17 protein-coding genes are annotated in these 19,303 nt (G+C 53.2%); 8 read left to right on the forward strand and 9 right to left on the reverse strand.

The window, feature by feature from the left end; genetic code table 11:
- Nucleotides 1–287 precede the first annotated feature (287 nt).
- From ispC to rpsB, 5 genes are all read right to left on the reverse strand, one after another.
- Entirely contained in the window at nt 288–1,502 is a 1,215-nt protein-coding gene (gene ispC / locus HHI26_RS12730) for a 1-deoxy-D-xylulose-5-phosphate reductoisomerase (RefSeq protein WP_133842194.1), read from the reverse strand.
- 149 nt (nt 1,503–1,651) lie between these two features.
- Complete coding sequence (frr, locus tag HHI26_RS12735; protein ID WP_133842195.1) at nt 1,652–2,209, reverse strand: ribosome recycling factor; 558 nt, start codon at nt 2,207–2,209, stop codon at nt 1,652–1,654.
- Between the two features lie 128 nt (nt 2,210–2,337).
- Nucleotides 2,338–3,063, reverse strand: coding sequence for a UMP kinase (pyrH, locus tag HHI26_RS12740; RefSeq protein WP_133842196.1), 726 nt, complete (start codon nt 3,061–3,063; stop codon nt 2,338–2,340).
- Between the two features lie 154 nt (nt 3,064–3,217).
- A complete protein-coding gene (gene tsf, locus HHI26_RS12745; protein WP_133842197.1) occupies nt 3,218–4,069 on the reverse strand; it encodes a translation elongation factor Ts in 852 nt (283 codons plus the stop codon).
- A 199-nt stretch (nt 4,070–4,268) separates the two neighbouring features.
- Nucleotides 4,269–4,994, reverse strand: a complete 726-nt coding sequence (rpsB, locus tag HHI26_RS12750) for a 30S ribosomal protein S2 (RefSeq protein WP_133842198.1) — start codon at nt 4,992–4,994, stop codon at nt 4,269–4,271.
- 370 nt (nt 4,995–5,364) lie between these two features.
- Between rpsB and map the strand changes: the two genes are divergently transcribed.
- The 4 genes from map to HHI26_RS12770 all read left to right on the forward strand — a co-directional run bounded on the left by map (nt 5,365) and on the right by HHI26_RS12770 (nt 10,543).
- The gene (gene map / locus HHI26_RS12755) at nt 5,365–6,156 is read left to right on the forward strand and encodes a type I methionyl aminopeptidase (protein ID WP_133842199.1); all 792 of its coding nucleotides are present in this window, start codon (nt 5,365–5,367) and stop codon (nt 6,154–6,156) included.
- A gap of 109 nt (nt 6,157–6,265) precedes the next feature.
- Nucleotides 6,266–8,923, forward strand: coding sequence for a bifunctional uridylyltransferase/uridylyl-removing protein GlnD (gene glnD, locus HHI26_RS12760; RefSeq protein ID WP_133842200.1), 2,658 nt, complete (start codon nt 6,266–6,268; stop codon nt 8,921–8,923).
- Nucleotides 8,924–9,096: 173 nt separating this feature from the next.
- Entirely contained in the window at nt 9,097–9,921 is an 825-nt protein-coding gene (dapD, locus tag HHI26_RS12765) for a 2,3,4,5-tetrahydropyridine-2,6-dicarboxylate N-succinyltransferase (protein ID WP_133842201.1), read from the forward strand.
- Nucleotides 9,922–10,150: 229 nt separating this feature from the next.
- Nucleotides 10,151–10,543: a DUF3461 family protein gene (locus tag HHI26_RS12770; RefSeq protein ID WP_133842202.1), complete on the forward strand. Its 393-nt coding sequence runs from the start codon at nt 10,151–10,153 to the stop codon at nt 10,541–10,543.
- 98 nt (nt 10,544–10,641) lie between these two features.
- Here HHI26_RS12770 and degP read toward each other — a convergent pair whose 3' ends face one another.
- Both degP and dgt read right to left on the reverse strand, forming a co-directional pair.
- Nucleotides 10,642–12,087 (reverse strand): serine endoprotease DegP, encoded by a 1,446-nt coding sequence (degP, locus tag HHI26_RS12775; RefSeq protein WP_133842203.1) that lies wholly within the window; start codon nt 12,085–12,087, stop codon nt 10,642–10,644.
- 147 nt (nt 12,088–12,234) lie between these two features.
- Nucleotides 12,235–13,740 (reverse strand): dGTPase, encoded by a 1,506-nt coding sequence (gene dgt, locus HHI26_RS12780; protein WP_159336920.1) that lies wholly within the window; start codon nt 13,738–13,740, stop codon nt 12,235–12,237.
- 196 nt (nt 13,741–13,936) lie between these two features.
- On the opposite strand from dgt, the gene mtnN reads away from it, so the two are divergent.
- The 3 genes from mtnN to HHI26_RS12795 all read left to right on the forward strand — a co-directional run bounded on the left by mtnN (nt 13,937) and on the right by HHI26_RS12795 (nt 15,812).
- Nucleotides 13,937–14,635, forward strand: coding sequence for a 5'-methylthioadenosine/S-adenosylhomocysteine nucleosidase (gene mtnN / locus HHI26_RS12785; protein ID WP_133842205.1), 699 nt, complete (start codon nt 13,937–13,939; stop codon nt 14,633–14,635).
- The gene (gene btuF, locus HHI26_RS12790) at nt 14,628–15,437 is read left to right on the forward strand and encodes a vitamin B12 ABC transporter substrate-binding protein BtuF (RefSeq protein ID WP_133842206.1); all 810 of its coding nucleotides are present in this window, start codon (nt 14,628–14,630) and stop codon (nt 15,435–15,437) included. The genes mtnN and btuF overlap by 8 nt, the downstream gene beginning before the upstream one ends.
- A gap of 120 nt (nt 15,438–15,557) precedes the next feature.
- Nucleotides 15,558–15,812, forward strand: coding sequence for a hypothetical protein (locus HHI26_RS12795; RefSeq protein WP_133842207.1), 255 nt, complete (start codon nt 15,558–15,560; stop codon nt 15,810–15,812).
- Between the two features lie 148 nt (nt 15,813–15,960).
- Here HHI26_RS12795 and erpA read toward each other — a convergent pair whose 3' ends face one another.
- Together erpA and clcA are read right to left on the reverse strand one after the other, a co-directional pair.
- Nucleotides 15,961–16,305 (reverse strand): iron-sulfur cluster insertion protein ErpA, encoded by a 345-nt coding sequence (gene erpA / locus HHI26_RS12800; protein WP_133842208.1) that lies wholly within the window; start codon nt 16,303–16,305, stop codon nt 15,961–15,963.
- A 100-nt stretch (nt 16,306–16,405) separates the two neighbouring features.
- Nucleotides 16,406–17,821 carry a H(+)/Cl(-) exchange transporter ClcA gene (clcA, locus tag HHI26_RS12805; RefSeq protein WP_167863201.1) on the reverse strand — a complete coding sequence of 472 codons (1,416 nt, stop codon included), beginning with the start codon at nt 17,819–17,821 and terminating at the stop codon, nt 16,406–16,408.
- Between the two features lie 168 nt (nt 17,822–17,989).
- On the opposite strand from clcA, the gene hemL reads away from it, so the two are divergent.
- The gene (hemL, locus tag HHI26_RS12810) at nt 17,990–19,270 is read left to right on the forward strand and encodes a glutamate-1-semialdehyde 2,1-aminomutase (RefSeq protein ID WP_133842210.1); all 1,281 of its coding nucleotides are present in this window, start codon (nt 17,990–17,992) and stop codon (nt 19,268–19,270) included.
- Nucleotides 19,271–19,303 lie beyond the last annotated feature (33 nt).

The following is a 19,303-nucleotide window of genomic DNA, read 5'->3' on the forward strand; positions in this document are numbered from 1 at the left end:
TAATTATTTCCTTATTCAGAAATATACCCTTCATATTTTAAGCTGCTGCTGCGCCGACCGCCGACATTCGCGCCTGTCACTTACTACTGTAAGCGTAAACAGAACAATGCCTTGCCGCCTTGCTGCAGCGCCAATGATTTGGGTATGCAATGGCTTCTGAAATATCTCACCCGCCCGGCGTAAATAGACTGTAATTGCACGAACTTATCCGCTTAATCACGCACTGGCACCGGAACGGTGGGGCAAGACTATACCACCTCCGCCCAGCGCTCACAAATAGCGGCGCGTTAAATCGCGCTGGCTCTGCCTGCAGAAAAACGTGGCAGTAAAGCACTTGCCATCGCGCGGGCTTCCCGGTCAATGGCAATCACCGCGTCGACGCTAGAAGGTTCCTGGCAGGACAGTGTCTCCAGTACCGCAACATTCAAAGCAGCAATATCGGTAAAGCGGATCTCAGACGCAAGAAACGCGGCAACCGCAATTTCATTCGCCGCATTCAGCATGGTGGTCGCCGCCTGCCCGGTAATACTGGCATCAATAGCCAGTTTCAGGCAGGGATAGCGCGCATAATCAGGCTCAGAGAAGGTCAATGCCGACATACGTGTGAAATCAAGCGGTTGGGCACCTGAAGTCACGCGCTGCGGCCAGGCCATCGCGTGAGCAATTGGCGTACGCATATCCGGCGATCCAAGCTGGGCAATCACACTGCCATCACGATAACGGACCATTGAATGAATAACGGATTGCGGATGCAGAACCACTTCCATCTGCGCATCAGTCGCATTAAACAGCCAGCGGGCTTCAATATATTCCAGGCCTTTGTTCATCATGGTGGCCGAATCGACAGAGATTTTTCGCCCCATCGACCAGTTCGGATGCGCACACGCCTGATCCGGCGTCATATGGCGTAACTCTGCCAATGGCGTCTCACGAAACGGGCCACCTGACCCCGTGAGGATAATGCTGTCAATGCCATTATCTTCTAAAGAAGCGTACCCTAACTGCTGCTGGAGGGAAGCAGGCAAACTCTGAAAAATGGCGTTGTGCTCGCTATCGATGGGCAACAACTGCGCTTTCGAGGCGCTTACTGCCTCCAGGAATAGGCGGCCGCAGGTCACAAGCGACTCTTTATTGGCCAGTAAGACCTGTTTTCCAGCGCGAATTGCAGCCAGGGTAGGCAATAATCCTGCTGCACCAACAATCGCGGCCATTACCTGGTCCACACCATCCAACGCGGCCAGATCGCAGGCAGCCTGCTCCCCGCTTAACACTTCAGTGGCCACATTCAGATCTTTCAGACGAAGACGCAGTGTTTCAGCCGCTTTACTATCTGACATTGCGGCGTAATCCGGGCGAAATGCCAGGCATTGTTCGGCCATCAGTTCCACATTGCGCCCGGCAACCAGTGCCTTCACGGCAAACAAGTGAGGGTTAGCACGTACCACGGCCAGCGTGCTGGTCCCGATAGAGCCGGTCGAACCGAGGATCGTCAAGTGTTTCATGAGGCTGCTCTGTGTAATGACCCGGCGCAGGCAGCAATCAGGAGAAGGGAGAGAAACCTGCCGGGGAAGTTAACAAATGCAAAACGCCGTAAGACCGACCCTTCATGTGAATGGCAATCTGTACGGCGTTTCATTGGGTGATGACGAACTCAGAAGTCCATCAGCTCCGCTTCTTTTTCGGCCAGCGCAGTATCAATTTTCTTGATAAATACGTCAGTCATTTTCTGTACATCTTCCTGTGAACGACGATCATCGTCTTCACTGATCTCTTTGTCTTTCAGCAGTGCTTTCACTTTGTCATTCGCATCACGACGAACGTTACGCACAGACACACGACCCTGCTCAGCTTCACCGCGCACGATTTTGATCAGGTCTTTACGACGCTCTTCGGTCAATGCTGGCAATGGAACACGGATGTCTGTGCCTGCTGACATTGGGTTCAGACCCAGATCAGACGCCATGATCGCTTTTTCAACGGCAGCGCTGATAGAGCGGTCGAAGACGTTGACTTTCAGCGTACGCGAATCTTCTACCGTCACACTGGCCAGCTGACGCAGCGGGGTTGAAGAACCGTAATAATCGACCATGATACCGTCGAGAATACTCGGCGATGCACGGCCGGTGCGGATTTTGCTGATATGGCTTTTGAATGCCTCGACGCATTTATCCATGCGCGTTTCTGCATCTTTCTTGATGTCGTTAATCACGTGGGAACCCTTGGATTCTGTTTGATCCACCAGCCTCTGGCATCGCCAGAAGCCGTTCAAATACATTTAAAGATAATCCTGACATGCAGAATATACCTTATTTTAACCCTTTTAACCGCAGACTGATATTAATGCGTAATCAGTGTGCCTTCTTTTTCACCCATCACTACGCGACGCAATGCGCCCGGCTTGTTCATATTGAACACGCGGATTGGCAGTGAATGGTCACGCGCCAGGGTAAAGGCGGCCAGATCCATCACTTTCAGTTCTTTATCCAGCACTTCAGTATAGGTCAACTGCTCGTGCAGGACCGCATCCGGGTTCTTCACCGGGTCGGAGGAGTACACGCCATCCACTTTGGTGGCCTTCAGCACCACATCGGCTTCGATTTCAATGCCACGCAGGCAGGCTGCAGAATCTGTGGTAAAGAACGGGTTACCGGTACCGGCGGAGAAAATCACCACGCGGTTATTACGCAGCAGGCTGATGGCTTCTGCCCAGCTGTAGTTGTCACACACACCGTTCAGCGGAATAGCCGACATCAGGCGGGCGTTAACATAGGCACGGTGCAACGCATCACGCATCGCCAGGCCATTCATCACGGTTGCCAGCATACCCATATGGTCGCCAACAACACGGTTCATACCAGCCTGAGCCAGACCAGCACCGCGGAACAGATTACCACCACCGATAACCACACCTACCTGAATGCCCAGTTCTACCAGTTCTTTCACTTCCTGAGCCATACGATCCAGCACGCTGGCATCGATACCGAAGCCTTCAGCACCTTGCAGGGCTTCGCCACTCAGTTTTAGCAGGATACGTTGATATACGGGTTTTGCATTGGTCGCCATGGTTTTTTTCCTGGAAGATATCGTCGAAAAGGGGTGTTAACTGTGTGCGGTATCATCCTAAAAGCATCAGAGAAATACTATTGGGATGAGACTGAAAATGCGCTGCCAAAAGCAGGCAAAAAAGAACCGCCATTTGGCGGTTCTTTTCGGATCATTAAGACTGCTTGGACATGGCAGCAACTTCTGCCGCAAAATCTGTCTCAGCTTTCTCAATGCCTTCGCCCACTTCAAAGCGGATGAAGTTGGTCACGTCTGCGTTTTTCTCTTTCAACAGTTGGCCCACAGTTTTGCTTGGGTCAATGACGAAAGGCTGGCCGGTCAGAGAAACTTCGCCGGTGAATTTCTTCATACGGCCTTCAACCATTTTCTCTGCGATTTCTTTTGGCTTGCCAGACTGCATAGCGATGTCCAGCTGAACCTGGTACTCTTTCTCTACCACTTCAGCAGACACGTCTTCAGGCTTAACGAATTCTGGTTTGCTTGCAGCAACATGCATTGCCAGCTGCTTAACCAGCTCTTCGTCAGCGCTTTTAGCCGCGATCAGAACGCCGATGCGAGCACCGTGCAGGTAGCTACCCAGTACTTCGCCTTCCAGAGTAGATACGCGACGAATGTTGATGTTTTCACCGATTTTAGCAACCAGTGCAACGCGCTCTTCTTCGAACTGTGCTTTCAGCACTTCAACGTCAGTGATTTTGCCTGCAACAGCAGCATCCAGCACTTTGTCAGCGAAAGCCTGGAAACCAGAATCTTTAGCAACGAAGTCAGTCTGGCAGTTAACTTCCAGAATCACTGCGTAGTTGCCGTCGATCTTAGTTTTGATCACGCCGTCAGCAGCAACGTTGCCTGCTTTCTTAGCGGCTTTGATCGCGCCAGATTTACGCATGTTCTCGATCGCCAGCTCGATGTCGCCGTTGGCTTCGGTCAGTGCTTTTTTACAATCCATCATGCCAGCGCCAGTGCGCTCGCGCAGTTCTTTTACCAGAGCAGCGGTAATATCAGCCATTCTCTAATCCTCGGTTAGCTTGCATCTGCCAGCTCGCCTTGCGGCGTTCGCTTGAGATGCCTGGTCTCGGGAGAAACATTCTGCCCCGCCGATTGTGACAACCGGCAAAGCGAAGTCGAAAAAATAAAGGGGCCAATCAAGGCCCCTTCCTTACAGATTCACATCTGATGTACAAGGGCTCTCTAAAGAGCAAGCCTTATTACTCAGCTTCAGCGAAGGTTTCTTCAGCTTGCTGAGCCAGGTCCTGAGAGCGACCTTCACGTACAGTGGTAGCCACTGCAGTCAGGTACAGGCTAACAGCACGGATTGCATCGTCATTACCAGGGATAATGAAGTCAACACCGTCTGGATCAGAGTTGGTATCAACGATAGCAAATACTGGGATACCCAGGTTGTTTGCTTCTTTGATAGCGATGTGTTCGTGATCTGCATCAACAACAAACAGTGCGTCTGGCAGGCCGCCCATATCTTTGATACCGCCCAGGCTGTTTTCCAGCTTGGCCAGTTCGCGGTCGCGCATCAACGCTTCTTTCTTGGTCAGTTTGTCGAAAGTGCCGTCCTGAGACTGAATTTCCAGATCTTTCAGACGTTTGATTGACTGACGAACAGTTTTCCAGTTAGTCAGCATACCACCCAACCAGCGGTGATTAACGAAGAACTGGTCGCAGCTCAGAGCGTGCTCTTTTACCGCTTCGCTTGCAGCGCGCTTAGTACCAACGAACAGAATCTTACCTTTACGGGAAGAGATCTTGCTCAACTCAGCCAGAGCTTCGTTGAACATTGGTACAGTTTTCTCAAGGTTGATGATGTGAACTTTGTTACGAGCGCCGAAGATGAATGGCTTCATTTTCGGGTTCCAGTAACGGGTCTGGTGACCGAAGTGTACACCGGCCTTGAGCATGTCGCGCATGGAAACAGTTGCCATGATTACCTCTATAGATATAGTTTGGGGTTAAGCCTCCACGTATCCCATACAACCGACCCATCGGCTCTTTCGAACCAGCAAGGCACCCCGGCGTAGGTGTCGATACGTGTGTGTTATTTACACATAGTGAGATTTATGCGTTTCTCTCATCGCAGTGAGAATCACCGAACAGAGAATCGTCGGCGCGCTTTATACCATAAATGAGGCATTGAAGCCAACTGGTAGTTGCCTTATTCACCGAAATGGGCTGACTCACGTCTGCGCCGCGGTTTACGCTACAAACTACAATTGGCAGCGTCCGGGGGGACTGCTACCATTGCAGCACTTTCTTTATTATTGTCGAAAATGACGACAAATGCGGACCTGATGAATGGCTATTTCAATTAAAACCCCGGAAGAAATCCAAAAAATGCGCGTGGCTGGCCGCCTGGCCGCCGAAGTTCTTGAAATGATTGAAGCGCACGTTAAACCGGGCGTCAGCACCGGTGAACTTGATCGCCTGTGTAACGATCATATTGTGAACCAGCAGCATGCGGTTTCTGCCAGCCTGGGCTACCACGGTTTCCCTAAATCTGTATGCATATCTGTGAATGAAGTGGTGTGCCACGGTATTCCCAGCGACGAAAAAATCCTCAAAGATGGCGATATCGTCAATATCGATGTCACCGTCATTAAAGATGAATACCACGGTGATACCTCTACCATGTTCATCGTCGGTAAACCGACCATTCAGGGCGAGCGTCTGTGCCGTGTGACTCAGGAAAGCCTGTATCTGGCTCTGCGCATGATCAAACCCGGCATTCGCCTGCGTACCCTGGGCCGCGAAATTCAGAAATTTGTTGAAGCACAGGATTTTTCTGTTGTGCGTGAATATTGTGGTCACGGTATCGGTAAGGGCTTCCACGAAGAGCCACAAGTATTGCACTACGATGCCGATGACGGCGGTGTCGTCTTGCAGGCCGGTATGGCTTTCACCGTTGAGCCAATGGTCAATGCCGGTGATTACCGCATTCGCGTCATGAAAGATGGCTGGACGGTAAAAACGAAAGATCGCAGCTTGTCCGCTCAGTACGAACACACTATTGTGGTGACAGAAAACGGCTGCGAAATTATGACGCTGCGCAAAGATGACACCATTCCGGCCATTCTGGTCGCAGAATAATGCGTAGGGGCTGACCTTATCTTCCGGTCAACCCGGGTCAAATTTAAAGCCGGCGCCAGCCGGCTTTTTTACGTGTTCAGTATGATCAGATCCACATTGGGGCGGTGAAATGAATAAAGACGTACCTGAAGCCAGCATCCTGAAAAAACTCACCAAGGCCCCGCGCCGCTGGGAAGATGCCGAACTGAACCGCGATACGCTCAGGCATCACCTGGATGTTTTCCAGCAGCATCTCGCTGCCGCTTTTGACGCCGGGCAGGATGCAGAAAGCCTGATCGACGCCCGTACCCTCTTCATCGATCGCCTTCTCCGGCGCCTGTGGCGCTTCTTCGGATTCCCGGAAAAAGACGGCATTGCACTGGTTGCGGTCGGTGGCTACGGTCGGGGTGAACTGCATCCACTATCGGATATTGATGTCCTGATCCTCAGTCGTAAACCCCTGTCCGAGGAAGATGCCCGTCGTACCAGTGAGCTGCTGACCCTGATGTGGGACCTCAAGCTGGAAGTCGGTCACAGCGTGCGAACGCTGGAAGAGTGTTTGCTCGAAGGGTTGTCCGACCTCACCGTCTCAACCAACCTGATTGAATCGCGCATGTTGACCGGCGATCTCACGTTATTTCTTGAGATGCAGAAGAACGTCTTCAGCGATGGCTTTTGGCCGTCAGACCGCTTTTTCGCAGCAAAAATTGATGAACAACAGGTACGTCATCAACGCTATCACGGCACCAGCTACAATCTGGAACCGGACATCAAGAGCAGCCCCGGTGGCCTACGCGACATTCACACGCTGTTGTGGGTGGCACGCCGTCACTTCGGCGCGACCTCACTGGATGAAATGGTCGGTTTTGGCTTTCTGACGGAAGCCGAGCGTAACGAGTTGAACGAGTGCCAGAGCTTCCTGTGGCGCATCCGTTTTGCCCTGCACCTGACACTGACGCGCTACGACAACCGCCTGCTGTTTGATCGTCAGCTCAATGTTGCCCAACGCCTGAACTATCAGGGCGAAGGGAACGAGCCGGTTGAGCGCATGATGAAGGATTTCTTCCGTGTCACACGCCGCGTTGGCGAGTTAAACCAGATGCTGTTACAGCTGTTTGATGAAGCCATTCTGGCGCTGCCAACCGACGAGAAACCCCGCCCGCTGGACGATGAATTCCAGCTACGCGGCACGCTGATTGATCTGCGTGATGATACGCTGTTTGCACGTCAGCCAGAGTCCATCATGCGTATGTTCTACACCATGGCGCGTACACCGAAAATTACCGGTATCTACTCCAATACGCTGCGCCATTTGCGTCACGCGCGCCGTAACCTGAAGCAGCCCCTGTGTACCATCCCAGAGGCCCGGGAGCTGTTCCTGTCGATACTGCGCCATCCAGGTGCAGTCAGCCGGGCACTGGTGCCTATGCACCGCCACAGTGTGCTGTGGGCTTATATGCCGCAGTGGAGCAACATCGTTGGTCAGATGCAGTTTGATCTGTTCCACGCCTATACGGTCGATGAACACACCATTCGCGTACTGCAAAAGCTGGAAAGCTTTGCCGACGAACGTACACGTCAGCAACATCCGCTGTGCGTTGAACTCTGGCCACGCCTGCCGCAGTTGGAATTACTGCTGATGGCGGCGCTGTTTCACGATATCGCCAAAGGGCGCGGCGGCGATCATTCCATTCTCGGGGCCCAGGATGCGCTGGAGTTTGCCGAGATGCACGGCCTGAACTCACGCGAGACGCAGCTGGTTGCCTGGCTTGTGCGCCATCACCTGCTGATGTCGGTCACCGCCCAGCGCCGCGATATTCAAGACCCGACGGAGATCCAGCAGTTTGCCGAGGTGATGCAGAATGAAAACCGCCTGCGTTATCTGGTATGCCTGACCGTTGCCGATATCTGTGCCACCAATGAAACCTTATGGAACAGCTGGAAGCAAAGCCTGTTACGCGAGCTGTTTTTCGCCACAGAGAAACAGCTGCGCCGTGGAATGGAAAACAGCCCGGACCTGCGCGAACGCGTGCGCCATCATCGGCTTCAGGCGCTGGCCTTACTGCGCATGGATAATATCGACGAAGAAGCGTTGCACAGCATCTGGGGCCGCTGCCGCGCCGACTATTTCCTGCGGCACACGCCAAACCAGCTCGCGTGGCATGCGCGTCATCTGATGAATCACGATCTCAACCAGCCCCTGATCCTCGTTAGCCCGCAGGCGACACGCGGCGGTACCGAGATCTTTATCTGGAGCCCGGACCGCCCGTACCTGTTTGCCACTGTAGCCGGTGAGCTGGATCGTCGTAATCTGAGCGTCCATGATGCCCAGATCTTCACCAGCCGCGACGGCATGGCAATGGACACCTTTATCGTGCTGGAGCCGGATGGAAGCCCGCTGGCGACTGACCGCCATGAGATGACACGCCAGGCGCTGGAACAGGCGATCTGCCAGACCAGCTGGCAGCCTCCGCGCACGCGCCGTCAGTCAGCTCGTTTGAAGCATTTTAATGTCGATACCGCGGTCAACTTCTTACCCACACACACTGACAGGCGAACTTATCTGGAATTAGTCGCGCTGGATCAGCCGGGATTGCTGGCGCGCGTTGGCGAAGTTTTTGCTGACCTGAACGTGTCGCTGCACGGTGCGCGCATCAGTACCATCGGTGAACGCGTCGAGGATTTGTTTATTCTCGCCAATAGCGAGCGCCGGGCATTGGATGCCGATTTGCGCCAACGGCTGCAACAACGGTTGACAGAGGCCCTTGTTCCAAACGATAAAGTGTGACCCAGATTTACTTTTCATCCCTAAAGAGTGACACAGGCGTCATTGTCGCAGGCAGTTTGAGCGCAGACAGCGCAGCGTACTGAAGTACGTGAGGATGGCGAGCACTGCCTGCGTTCAAAATGGCAAGTAAAATAGCCTGTTACACCGAACTCACTGAAATTGAGAGATCTAATATGCAACAGTTACAGAGTGTTATTGAAGCGGCCTTCGAACGCCGTGCGGACATTACCCCAGCAAACGCTGACGCCGCAACCCGCGAAGCCGTCAACCAGGTTATCGCCCAGCTGGATAGCGGTGCCCTGCGCGTCTCTGAGAAAATCGACGGCGAATGGGTTACGCATCAGTGGTTGAAGAAAGCGGTCCTGCTCTCTTTCCGCATCAATGACAATCAGGTAATTGATGGCGCAGAAAGCCGTTATTACGACAAAGTTCCGATGAAATTCGCTGACTACGACGAAGCACGCTTCAAAAAAGAAGGCTTCCGCGTTGTTCCACCAGCGGCAGTACGCCAGGGCGCATTCATCGCACGTAACACCGTGCTGATGCCTTCTTACGTTAACATCGGCGCTTACGTTGACGAAGGCACGATGGTTGATACCTGGGTCACCGTAGGTTCCTGCGCGCAGATCGGTAAAAACGTTCACCTGTCTGGCGGCGTTGGCATTGGTGGCGTACTGGAGCCATTGCAGGCCAATCCAACCATCATTGAAGACAACTGCTTCATCGGTGCGCGTTCAGAAATCGTTGAAGGCGTGATCGTAGAAGAAGGTTCCGTGATTTCAATGGGCGTTTATATCGGCCAGAGCACCAAGATCTTCGACCGCGAAACCGGGGAAGTGCATTACGGCCGTGTCCCTGCGGGTTCCGTTGTCGTTTCAGGCAACCTGCCATCGAAAGACGGGACTTACAGCCTGTACTGCGCCGTTATCGTGAAAAAAGTCGATGCGAAAACGCTGAGCAAAACCGGCATCAACGAACTGCTGCGCACTATCGATTGATCCTCCTGCGGGCCACACCAGTGGTCCGCACCTTACTGTAAAGTAAGTTTTACACTCCTGCCCTGAACTACCTCTTTCACGTCACGAAACAAGTGGTGCTATTGTGCACAATCTGCGCCATAATCCGCGCCAGAAAATACTGTATTTAAATTAAACGATCCTTTTCCGTTTCTCGGATAGCGACTACTCTGATCGCATCTGGATCGATAGTCTCTTAAAGGAAAATACCATGTACGACAATCTCAAGGGTTTGGGCATCGCGACGCCGGAAGATATCGACCGTTACAGCCTGCGTCAGGAAGCCAACAATGACATCCTGAAAATCTATTTCCGTAAAGATAAAGGCGAGTTCTTTGCCAAAAGCGTGAAATTTAAATATCCGCGCCAGCGCAAAACCGTGGTAGCTGACAATGCCAGCCAGGGTTACAAAGAAGTTCAGGAAATCAGCCCGAACCTGCGCTATGTGATTGATGAACTTGACCAGATTTGCCAACGTGACCAGGTAGAAGTTGATCTGAAGCGCAAAATTCTTGATGACCTGCGTCATCTGGAGAGCGTGGTCTCCAACAAGATTGCTGAAATTGAATCAGACCTGGATAAACTGACCCGCGGCGGTCGTTAATTCCTTTTCTGACATAAAAAGGGGTGACCAGAATACTGGTCACCCCTTTTTTTTGTCCGGTGCCGCTCTTATTTTCGAACGGCACTTTTCAGCATAACTTACTGCATCAGCAAATAAATACTGGCATCGCCACGCTGGATATTCAGCGCCAGCACTGACGGTTTGGTATCCAGGATTTTGCGCAATTCGCCCAGATTCGCGACCGGCTGTTGGTTAACGCCTAAAATCACATCATCTTTCTTCAGGCCAACGCGCGCTGCCGCAGAACCCGCTTTAACGCTGTCCACTTTCACACCCTTAACGCCTTTCGCATCAAAGTTGCTCAGGTCAGCCCCTTCGATACCGTTATAGATAGTGCCAGAATCGACTTTCGCTGCGGCGCTTTGTTGCAACGCCACGTTCACTTTCATTGGCTTGCCATCCCGGATCAGGCCCAGTTCCATTTTGGTGCCAACCGGCAACGACCCCACTTCCGCACGCAACGCAGAGAAACTGGAGATCGGCTTGTTGTTGATCGACACAATCACGTCACCGGCTTTAATGCCCGCCTGCGCCGCTGAAGACTTCGGCAATACCTGACTGACGAACGCACCGCGCTGGGCATCAACTTTCATCGCCTTCGCGAGTTCGGAGTTCAGTTCGGTGCCCATGATCCCCAGCTCACCGCGTTTCACCTGACCGAATTCAACCATCTGTGACGTCAGGTTTTTCACCATATTACTTGGGATGGCGAAGCCAATACCGATGTTGCCGCCGTCTGGCGCGAGTATCGCCGTGTTAATCCCAATCAGCTCACCATTCAGGTTCACCAGCGCCCCCCCGGAATTACCCCGGTTAATCGCGGCATCAGTCTGGATAAAGTTTTCGTAGTTTTCCAGGTTCAGACCACTGCGGCCAAGGGCAGAGACAATACCGGAGGTAACCGTTTCCCCCAGACCATACGGGTTACCAATCGCTACCGTGTAATCGCCCACGCGCAGATTATCGGAGTCAGCAAGCTTAATCGCGGTCAGGTTTTTCGCCTCTTTCAACTGGATCAGCGCAATATCAGAACGCGGATCTTTACCAATCACTTTTGCATCGTATTTACGACCATCGCTCAATTGAACCTGAATTTTTGTCGCATTGTCGACCACGTGGTTGTTGGTTACGACGTAGCCTTTAGCGGCATCAATCACCACACCGGAACCCAGTGCGCGGAATTTCTGCTGCTGGCTGTCAGCGCCGCCGTTGCCCTTCCCTTCCGGGCCACCTTCCTGACACATCGGCGATCCCTGGAATGGAGAACCGTCCTGACAGAATGGGGAATTATCGCCAAAGAACTGCTGGAACTGCTGAGGCATGCGCGGCGTACGTACCGTCGTGCTGCCCTCAACATTAATGCTGACAACCGAAGGCATCACTGTTTCCAGCATAGGAGCCAGACTGGGTAATGGCTGGCTTGAAGAGGAAGAGGCCGTTTCAGCAGCACTCGCCGCTAAAGGGTTTAACGCCAGCCCAAGGCTCAGAGCCAATGCGCTCAATACTAACGTGGTTTTTTTCATTCGTCGGATTCTCAAGTGATTCTGTGGGATAACCATTGCTGTGGTTGTGAAGGTGAGATTAATTTTTTATCCCTAAGTTCATATTTAACCACTAAGAAAAAGTAAAAAAATATTGTTCTTCTTTACAAATCATCACGACTGATGGATTTATTCCACGGCCATTAACCGTCGATACTCATCCCAGGCATACAAATCTGTCATCCCGCTAATGTAGTCCTGCAATAAACGAACGCGATAATAGTATTCCCATATATTCTCTTCGTCGGGATTTTTATCCAGAGACTCCACCGCTTCGCTGTAAGCAAGACGAAAACGCGTCGAAAGCTTATGGAACAGGCGTGTTTCAATCGGATAACCTTTTAAATAATCCTTTTCCGTCAATTCGCTGAACTCTTCGCGCGTCAACAGCAACAGTGGCTGGTAAATATCCAGCAAGCCGCTGATCACCCGATACCCTTGCAACTCTAACTGTTCCACTTCAGGATGGTTAAACACATGACGAAAAGCGACTTTTTTGAAAATATCTAATAGCTGACTATGCGGGCTACCATCTTCCAGCAGCGCCTCATTAAACTCGCCGTGGTACACCGCAGGCAAATGCTCGATAAAACGGCTGGCCGCATGGGGCACCAGTTCTGCCACCGTATTCACACGTAAATACATAAAGAACTGGTCTTCACTGCTGCGATTTGTGCGGCGACTGCGTGATTTATCTAACGCGCTGGTCACCACGGTGGCAAACAGATCGCCTGCCTGATGGTCAGGCCAGAGTTGGAATAAATAATGATACAGTTGCTCAACAGTAAAGATATTTTTTTCTACGGCATCTTCTAAATCGGCTACGCAGTAAGAGATATCGTCAGCAGCTTCCATAATATAAGTCAGCGGAAAACGGCAATGCGGCTGAAGATCTAATTGCTCACGCAGTCGCGCGATATATTCCTCTTCTGCCAGGTAGTATCCCGGTTTCTTCATTAAATAATCATGGCTGGCGGGAATGGCTCCGCTATGCCAGGCAGGACGCGTGTATTTTAAAATACAGCCGACCTGCGCCCAGGTCAGGTTCATCTTCATCAGCGTATGCACCGTGCGGATTGCCTGCGCGTTGCCTTCAAAATGAGACAGGTCCTGACGGACTTTAGCCCGCAGCGCATTCAAGCCATCATCCTGATGGCGTAATACCTCGGGTACACAGCGATCTTCCCGTCCGCTCTCCGGCTGCCAGCTTGTATCAAACTGCTGACGGAACCAGTCATTGATCGCTGCCTCACCAAAGTGACCAAACGGCGGATTGCCAATATCGTGCATCAGGCAAGCCATCTCGACGATACTCTCAAATGGCCCGGTCAACTGCGCCAGCCCCAAAGAGACTAAACGGTCAGCTTCCTGCAAGCGTGTCAGTACTTCTTTTGCGATATAGCGCCCCACCTGCTGCACTTCCAGCGAATGCGTCAGCCGGGTGCGAACGGCGGCATTACGCTCAAGCGGGAAGACCTGGGTTTTCTGCTGCAGTCGGCGGATAGCTGCTGAATTAATAATACGACCACGATCGCTTTCAAATATGCGCAGGATTTCATGTTCATCCTTCGGTCCCTGATAGGGGCGATAGCGCCGCTGCCAGTTGATTTTTATGCGAAAATCGATCCCAGTCATACCTTATTCCCTCTGATAAATGGCGCAGTCATTCTCGCAGTATACCCAAAATAATTCGAGTCCCCTCATGGGGCCTACTTTTGATGCAGCCAACGCCTGTGCAGCTTGAAGTATGACGGGTATAGCGATGATGTTTGTCATGATAAACTATGCGCCGCAATGAATAATACATTCCACAACTTCAGAGAGTATCCCTATGAAAGCAGGCATTATTGGCGCAATGGAACAGGAAGTGACGCTGCTGCGTGACAAAATTGAAAACCGTCAGACCCTCACCCTGGCGGGCTGTGAAATTTACACCGGTACACTGAATGGCGTTGAAGTTGCTCTGCTGAAGTCGGGCATCGGTAAAGTGTCTGCGGCGCTGGGCACCACCCTGCTGCTGCAACTGTGCAAACCCGATGTGGTCATCAATACCGGTTCAGCTGGCGGCCTGGCCCCTACGCTGAAAGTGGGTGATATTGTGGTGTCTGATGAAGTGCGTTATCACGACGCCGATGTGACGGCCTTTGGCTATGAACCTGGCCAGATGGCGGGCTGTCCGGCGGCGTTCAAGGCGGATGATAAGCTGATTGCCGCTGCCGAACAGTGCATTGGCGAACTGAACCTCAACGCAGTCCGTGGTCTGGTGGTGAGCGGCGATGCCTTTATCAATGGCGCAGCGCCGCTGTCACGTATTCGCAGCACCTTCCCGCAGGCCATTGCGGTTGAGATGGAAGCGACCGCGATTGGCCACGTTTGCCATCAATTCGGCACACCGTTTGTCGTGGTCCGCGCTATCTCCGATGTAGCCGATCAAGAATCACACCTCAGCTTTGATGAATTCCTGGTGGTGGCAGCACAGCAATCATCACTGATGGTGGAAACCCTGCTGACCCATCTGTCTCGTGGCTAAACGCCTTGTTTGCCTGCTGCTGTGGCTGGCCTGCGCCGCCACAGCTCAGGCCGCCCCCCGCGTGGTCACGCTGGCACCCAATATTACCGAACTGGCCTTTGCTGCCGGAATTACTCCGGTGGGCGTCAGCGCTTATTCCGATTACCCTGCCGCCGCACAGCACATCGAACAGGTCGCTAACTGGCAGGGGATCAACAGCGAAAAGCTACTCAGGCTGAAGCCGGATGTCGTGGTTGCCTGGAAAGGCGGCACGCCGCAACGCCAGGTCGATCAGCTTCAGGCGTTGGGCATCAGGGTGGTCTGGCTGGCACCGGATTCTATCGATCAGTTGATTGCCAGCCTGCGTCAGCTTGCCGCCTGGAGCCCGCAACCGCAACAGGCAGAGCAGGCGGCTGCCACGCTGCAACAGCAGTTTGCTAACCTGCGCCAACGCTATCAGCACTCACCCAGGCAGCGCGTCTTTCTTCAGTTTGGCCTCAAACCGCTGTTTACCGCATCGGGCAATACCTTACAGGATGAAGTTCTGCGCTTATGTGGCGGAGAGAACATCTTTGCCGATGCCCGCGTGCCCTGGCCACAGGTGAGCCGCGAGCAGGTATTGTTACGCCATCCCGCCGCTGTCGTCATCCCCGGCGATCATACTCATGCACAGCAGATTGTGCAGTTCTGGCAACCCCAGCTCACACTCCCGGTCATCGCCATCAATGATGACTGGATAAGCCGAGCCGGACCGCGTATGATTCTGGCCGCACAAAAATTGTGCAGTGAATTACACACCATCGGCACGTCAAAACCGCAATAATCGCCGCCAAAGGTGAGTAAAGTTCTGACAAAAATTGCCGTTAACCAAAGATAACGGGCGACTTTACGCTCGTTTTTTATTCAGGGCTTTTTGCTCTGATTTTGACCAGGAAATTGCAACATGAAAACCGTTTATCTGGCCCTCGGGCTGATGATGACGGGTCACGCCTTTGCCGCTTCGATTACCGGCAGCATTGGCGTGAAATTAACCATCTACTCACAGTGCAGCGTAGAGAGTCGCAGCTTGTCTGCTGTCAATTTACCCGGTGTTGTGTGTGGAGCTCAGCCTGATGCGCAGCCAAAAGTGACGCAAAGCGTTATATCACGTAATGCGGATACGCGGCAGGAAGCAAGGTTAGTGACCGTCGAATGGTAAGTTCTTACTAAACAGTATCTGTTTACCCAGAATAATTGGCGGTGCAGCAAGGCGGAAAGTGCTTGAATCCCCGGGAGCTTACATCAGTAAGTGACCGGGGTGAGGGTTCGCAGCCAACACAGCAGCGGCGTCAAGTATGAAGGGTAAATCAGATACTGAAGGACGATCCGCAGCCACAGGTGGTCTTGGCATTCGGGTTGGTCACAATAAAGCGCGACCCTTCCAGCCCTTCGGTATAATCCACTGCGCCACCCACCAGATATTGCAGACTCATCGGGTCAACAACCAACGCCACGCCCGCTTTCTCAATGGTCATATCACCATCGTTAATCTTATCGTCAAAGGTAAAACCGTACTGGAAGCCGCTGCAACCGCCGCCGGTGATGTAGACGCGCAGTTTCAGATCCGGATTGTTTTCATCGGAAATCAGGTTTTTGACTTTACTGGCCGCTGCTTCAGTAAATTGCAGGGGCAGTGCTACATCGTCGCTCATAGGTAACTCCAGTATACATACGTACAGGCCGGGTGCCTGACAGGTCACAAATCGACCATAATTGTTGTTATTATCTTACACACTGGTATAGCAATCAAGCTCAGGCTGTACCACCCTGTGCGGTAGCATTAGCCGTTTCCTGCTGCTGTTGTTTCGCCAGAGTGCGGGTAAGCAGTGACGAATACAAGGGTTGCCCCCCAAGAAACTGGGCTAATAGCGTCGCGCCAAGGCAGGTAATAATCATCGGTAAAATCAGCTGATAGTTATCCGTCATCTCCAGTACCAGTATAATACCGGTCAGTGGCGCACGTACCGAGGCGGCAAACAGCGCGCCCATCCCGGCAATGGCAAAGGTGCCAGCCTGCAAGTGATACTCCGGGAGCCAGCTTGAGGCGCACAGGCCAAATGCCGTTCCCAGCAGCGTGCCGAGTGCCAGCATCGGGGCAAAAATCCCGCCGGGTGCGCCGGAACAGAAGCACAGTAAAGTGGTAATCAGTCGAACAATAAACAGAAACAGCAACATGCCGATAGAAAAGTTTCCCGCCGCCGCCAGTGGGATCAGGCTGGCTCCCCCTCCGGCCGCCGCGGGCAGAAACACCCCCAATACGCCGCACGCCCCTCCCAGCACAGCCCCCACCAACAGTATTTTACCTAAACGTCCGCCGTGGAAACGCTGGAACAGATCCTGGATGCGGAAAATCAGCTGATTGAACAGCACCCCCACCACGCCAAACACCATACCGAGCAGCAGATAGAGCCACAGAGTATTGACAGGGGCATCGGTCAGGCGGCCTATCTCGATCACCGCATGTTCACCGTTAAAAATCCGAAACACCACGCTCGACATAATCACGCCAACGAACACGGCTTTAATGGAAATCAGACTGTAGCGAAATTGCAGACGCATCTCTTCAATAATAAACAGGATCCCGGCAAGAGGGGCATTAAAGGCAGCCGACAGACCCGCCGCCGCGCCCGTTGCCAGCAGCGTGTGCCGCGCCTCAGTGCTTCTCATCCTGAAAATATCCAGCATCATGCGGCCAATATTGCCACCCAACTGAACCGTTGGTCCTTCACGTCCCAGCACCATCCCCGCTCCCAGCGTGCCCATCCCGCCGATAAACTTCACTGGGATCACCCGCCACCAGCGCACCGGACGCAGTTCCTCCAGGGCACCTTCAATCTCCGGAATCCCCGACCCCGCCGCCTCTGGTGCAAAGCGGCGCACCAGGTAATAGCCGATAGTGGCCAATAGCGCGGAGACCAGAAATGCGCACAGCACCATCACCCCAGGATGGCTTTCCAACGTGGCAAGCCAACGGGTGCGCTGGTGAATAATCTCGTTGACGGCCAGCTCGAAACCCACGCCCACCAGGCCAGTCAGTGTGCCAACAATTCCCGCCATCACCAGCACCGCCAGCGGCGTTTTATCGCGGCGTAACAACATCCGCAGGAAATCACCGCGCCGGGCAGGCACAACATTCAGTTCGTTGGTAGAAAGTGATTGTTGATTCATGAGCCATTCATAACATTGTCAATCCATGTCAGCATTTTACGTATTCTCACGCTGAATGCCCGCATTTAAGGCTCTCTAATCGTGTCGCAGATGCGAGTAGCCTTTCGCTACCCCATGATGTTCACTTAGAATAGAGGGGTTTTTAAATGAATGATCAGGAGCGGTTCCATGAGTAAGTCTGAAAACCTGTACGCCCAGGCGCAGCAGTTAATTCCCGGTGGCGTAAATTCACCGGTGCGGGCCTTTAACGGCGTGGGCGGCGTGCCGCTGTTTATCGAACGTGCTGACGGTGCCCTGCTGTACGATGTCGATGGTAAAGCCTATATAGACTATGTCGGTTCATGGGGCCCAATGGTGCTGGGTCACAACCATCCCGCCATCCGTCATGCCGTTATCGACGCTGCCGAACGCGGCCTGAGCTTCGGCGCGCCGACGGAGATGGAAGTCAAAATGGCCGAACTGGTCACCCAACTGGTACCGACCATGGATACCGTTCGCATGGTCAACTCCGGTACAGAAGCCACCATGAGTGCCATTCGTCTGGCACGCGGTTTCACCCACCGTGACAAAATTATTAAGTTTGAAGGCTGCTACCATGGCCACGCTGACTGCCTGCTGGTGAAAGCGGGCTCTGGCGCACTGACGCTGGGCCAGCCGAACTCACCGGGCGTGCCCGCTGACTTTGCCAAACATACCCTGACCTGCACCTTCAACGATCTCACCAGCGTACGCGCCGCCTTTGAGCAGTACCCGGAAGAGATCGCCTGCATCATCGTTGAACCGGTCGCGGGCAATATGAACTGCATTCCACCGCAGCCGGACTTCCTTCCGGGCCTGCGTGAACTGTGCGACGAATTTGGCGCGCTGCTGATTATCGACGAAGTGATGACCGGTTTCCGCGTTGCGCTGGCAGGTGCACAGGCCCATTACGGTGTGAAACCGGATCTGACCTGCCTGGGTAAAATTATCGGTGGCGGTATGCCAGTGGGCGCCTTTGGTGGTCGTCGCGAAGTGATGGATGCGCTGGCACCGACCGGCCCGGTATACCAGGCGGGTACGCTGTCCGGTAACCCGATCGCGATGGCAGCGGGCTTTGCCTGTCTGACGGAAGTCTCCCGCCCGGGCACGCATGAGACGCTGACCCGTCTGACCACCCAACTGGCCGATGGCCTGCTCGCTGCGGCAAAAGCCGAAAATATCCCGCTGGTGATCAACCATGTCGGCGGGATGTTTGGGATTTTCTTCACGGATGCAGACAGCGTGACCTGCTATGCGGATGTGACGAAGTGCGATGTTGAGCGTTTTAAGCGTTTCTTCCATCTGATGCTGGAAGAAGGTGTGTATCTGGCACCGTCCGCCTTTGAAGCAGGCTTTATGTCGCTGGCGCACAGCCCGGATGATATTCAGCACACCATCGATGCGGCACGCCGTAGTTTCGCGAAGCTGTAACATCCAGACGGGCGGGGCATGCCCCGCCCCGAC

The organism is Erwinia sp. JH02 (assembly GCF_013074405.1).
GTDB lineage: Bacteria > Pseudomonadota > Gammaproteobacteria > Enterobacterales > Enterobacteriaceae > Erwinia > Erwinia rhapontici.

Bases quoted from the DNA above. Each gene is read 5' to 3' on its own strand.
- glnD (WP_133842200.1), top strand. From the start codon at position 6,266: ATGAATAAAGACGTACCTGAAGCCAGCATCCTGAAAAAACTCACCAAG.
- HHI26_RS12770 (WP_133842202.1), top strand. From the start codon at position 10,151: ATGTACGACAATCTCAAGGGTTTGGGCATCGCGACGCCGGAAGATATC.
- map (WP_133842199.1), top strand. From the start codon at position 5,365: ATGGCTATTTCAATTAAAACCCCGGAAGAAATCCAAAAAATGCGCGTG.
- dapD (WP_133842201.1), top strand. From the start codon at position 9,097: ATGCAACAGTTACAGAGTGTTATTGAAGCGGCCTTCGAACGCCGTGCG.
- degP (WP_133842203.1), bottom strand. From the start codon at position 12,087: ATGAAAAAAACCACGTTAGTATTGAGCGCATTGGCTCTGAGCCTTGGG.
- pyrH (WP_133842196.1), bottom strand. From the start codon at position 3,063: ATGGCGACCAATGCAAAACCCGTATATCAACGTATCCTGCTAAAACTG.
- clcA (WP_167863201.1), bottom strand. From the start codon at position 17,821: ATGAATCAACAATCACTTTCTACCAACGAACTGAATGTTGTGCCTGCC.
- dgt (WP_159336920.1), bottom strand. From the start codon at position 13,740: ATGACTGGGATCGATTTTCGCATAAAAATCAACTGGCAGCGGCGCTAT.
- HHI26_RS12795 (WP_133842207.1), top strand. From the start codon at position 15,558: ATGAAAACCGTTTATCTGGCCCTCGGGCTGATGATGACGGGTCACGCC.
- ispC (WP_133842194.1), bottom strand. From the start codon at position 1,502: ATGAAACACTTGACGATCCTCGGTTCGACCGGCTCTATCGGGACCAGC.
- rpsB (WP_133842198.1), bottom strand. From the start codon at position 4,994: ATGGCAACTGTTTCCATGCGCGACATGCTCAAGGCCGGTGTACACTTC.
- erpA (WP_133842208.1), bottom strand. From the start codon at position 16,305: ATGAGCGACGATGTAGCACTGCCCCTGCAATTTACTGAAGCAGCGGCC.
- hemL (WP_133842210.1), top strand. From the start codon at position 17,990: ATGAGTAAGTCTGAAAACCTGTACGCCCAGGCGCAGCAGTTAATTCCC.
- tsf (WP_133842197.1), bottom strand. From the start codon at position 4,069: ATGGCTGATATTACCGCTGCTCTGGTAAAAGAACTGCGCGAGCGCACT.
- mtnN (WP_133842205.1), top strand. From the start codon at position 13,937: ATGAAAGCAGGCATTATTGGCGCAATGGAACAGGAAGTGACGCTGCTG.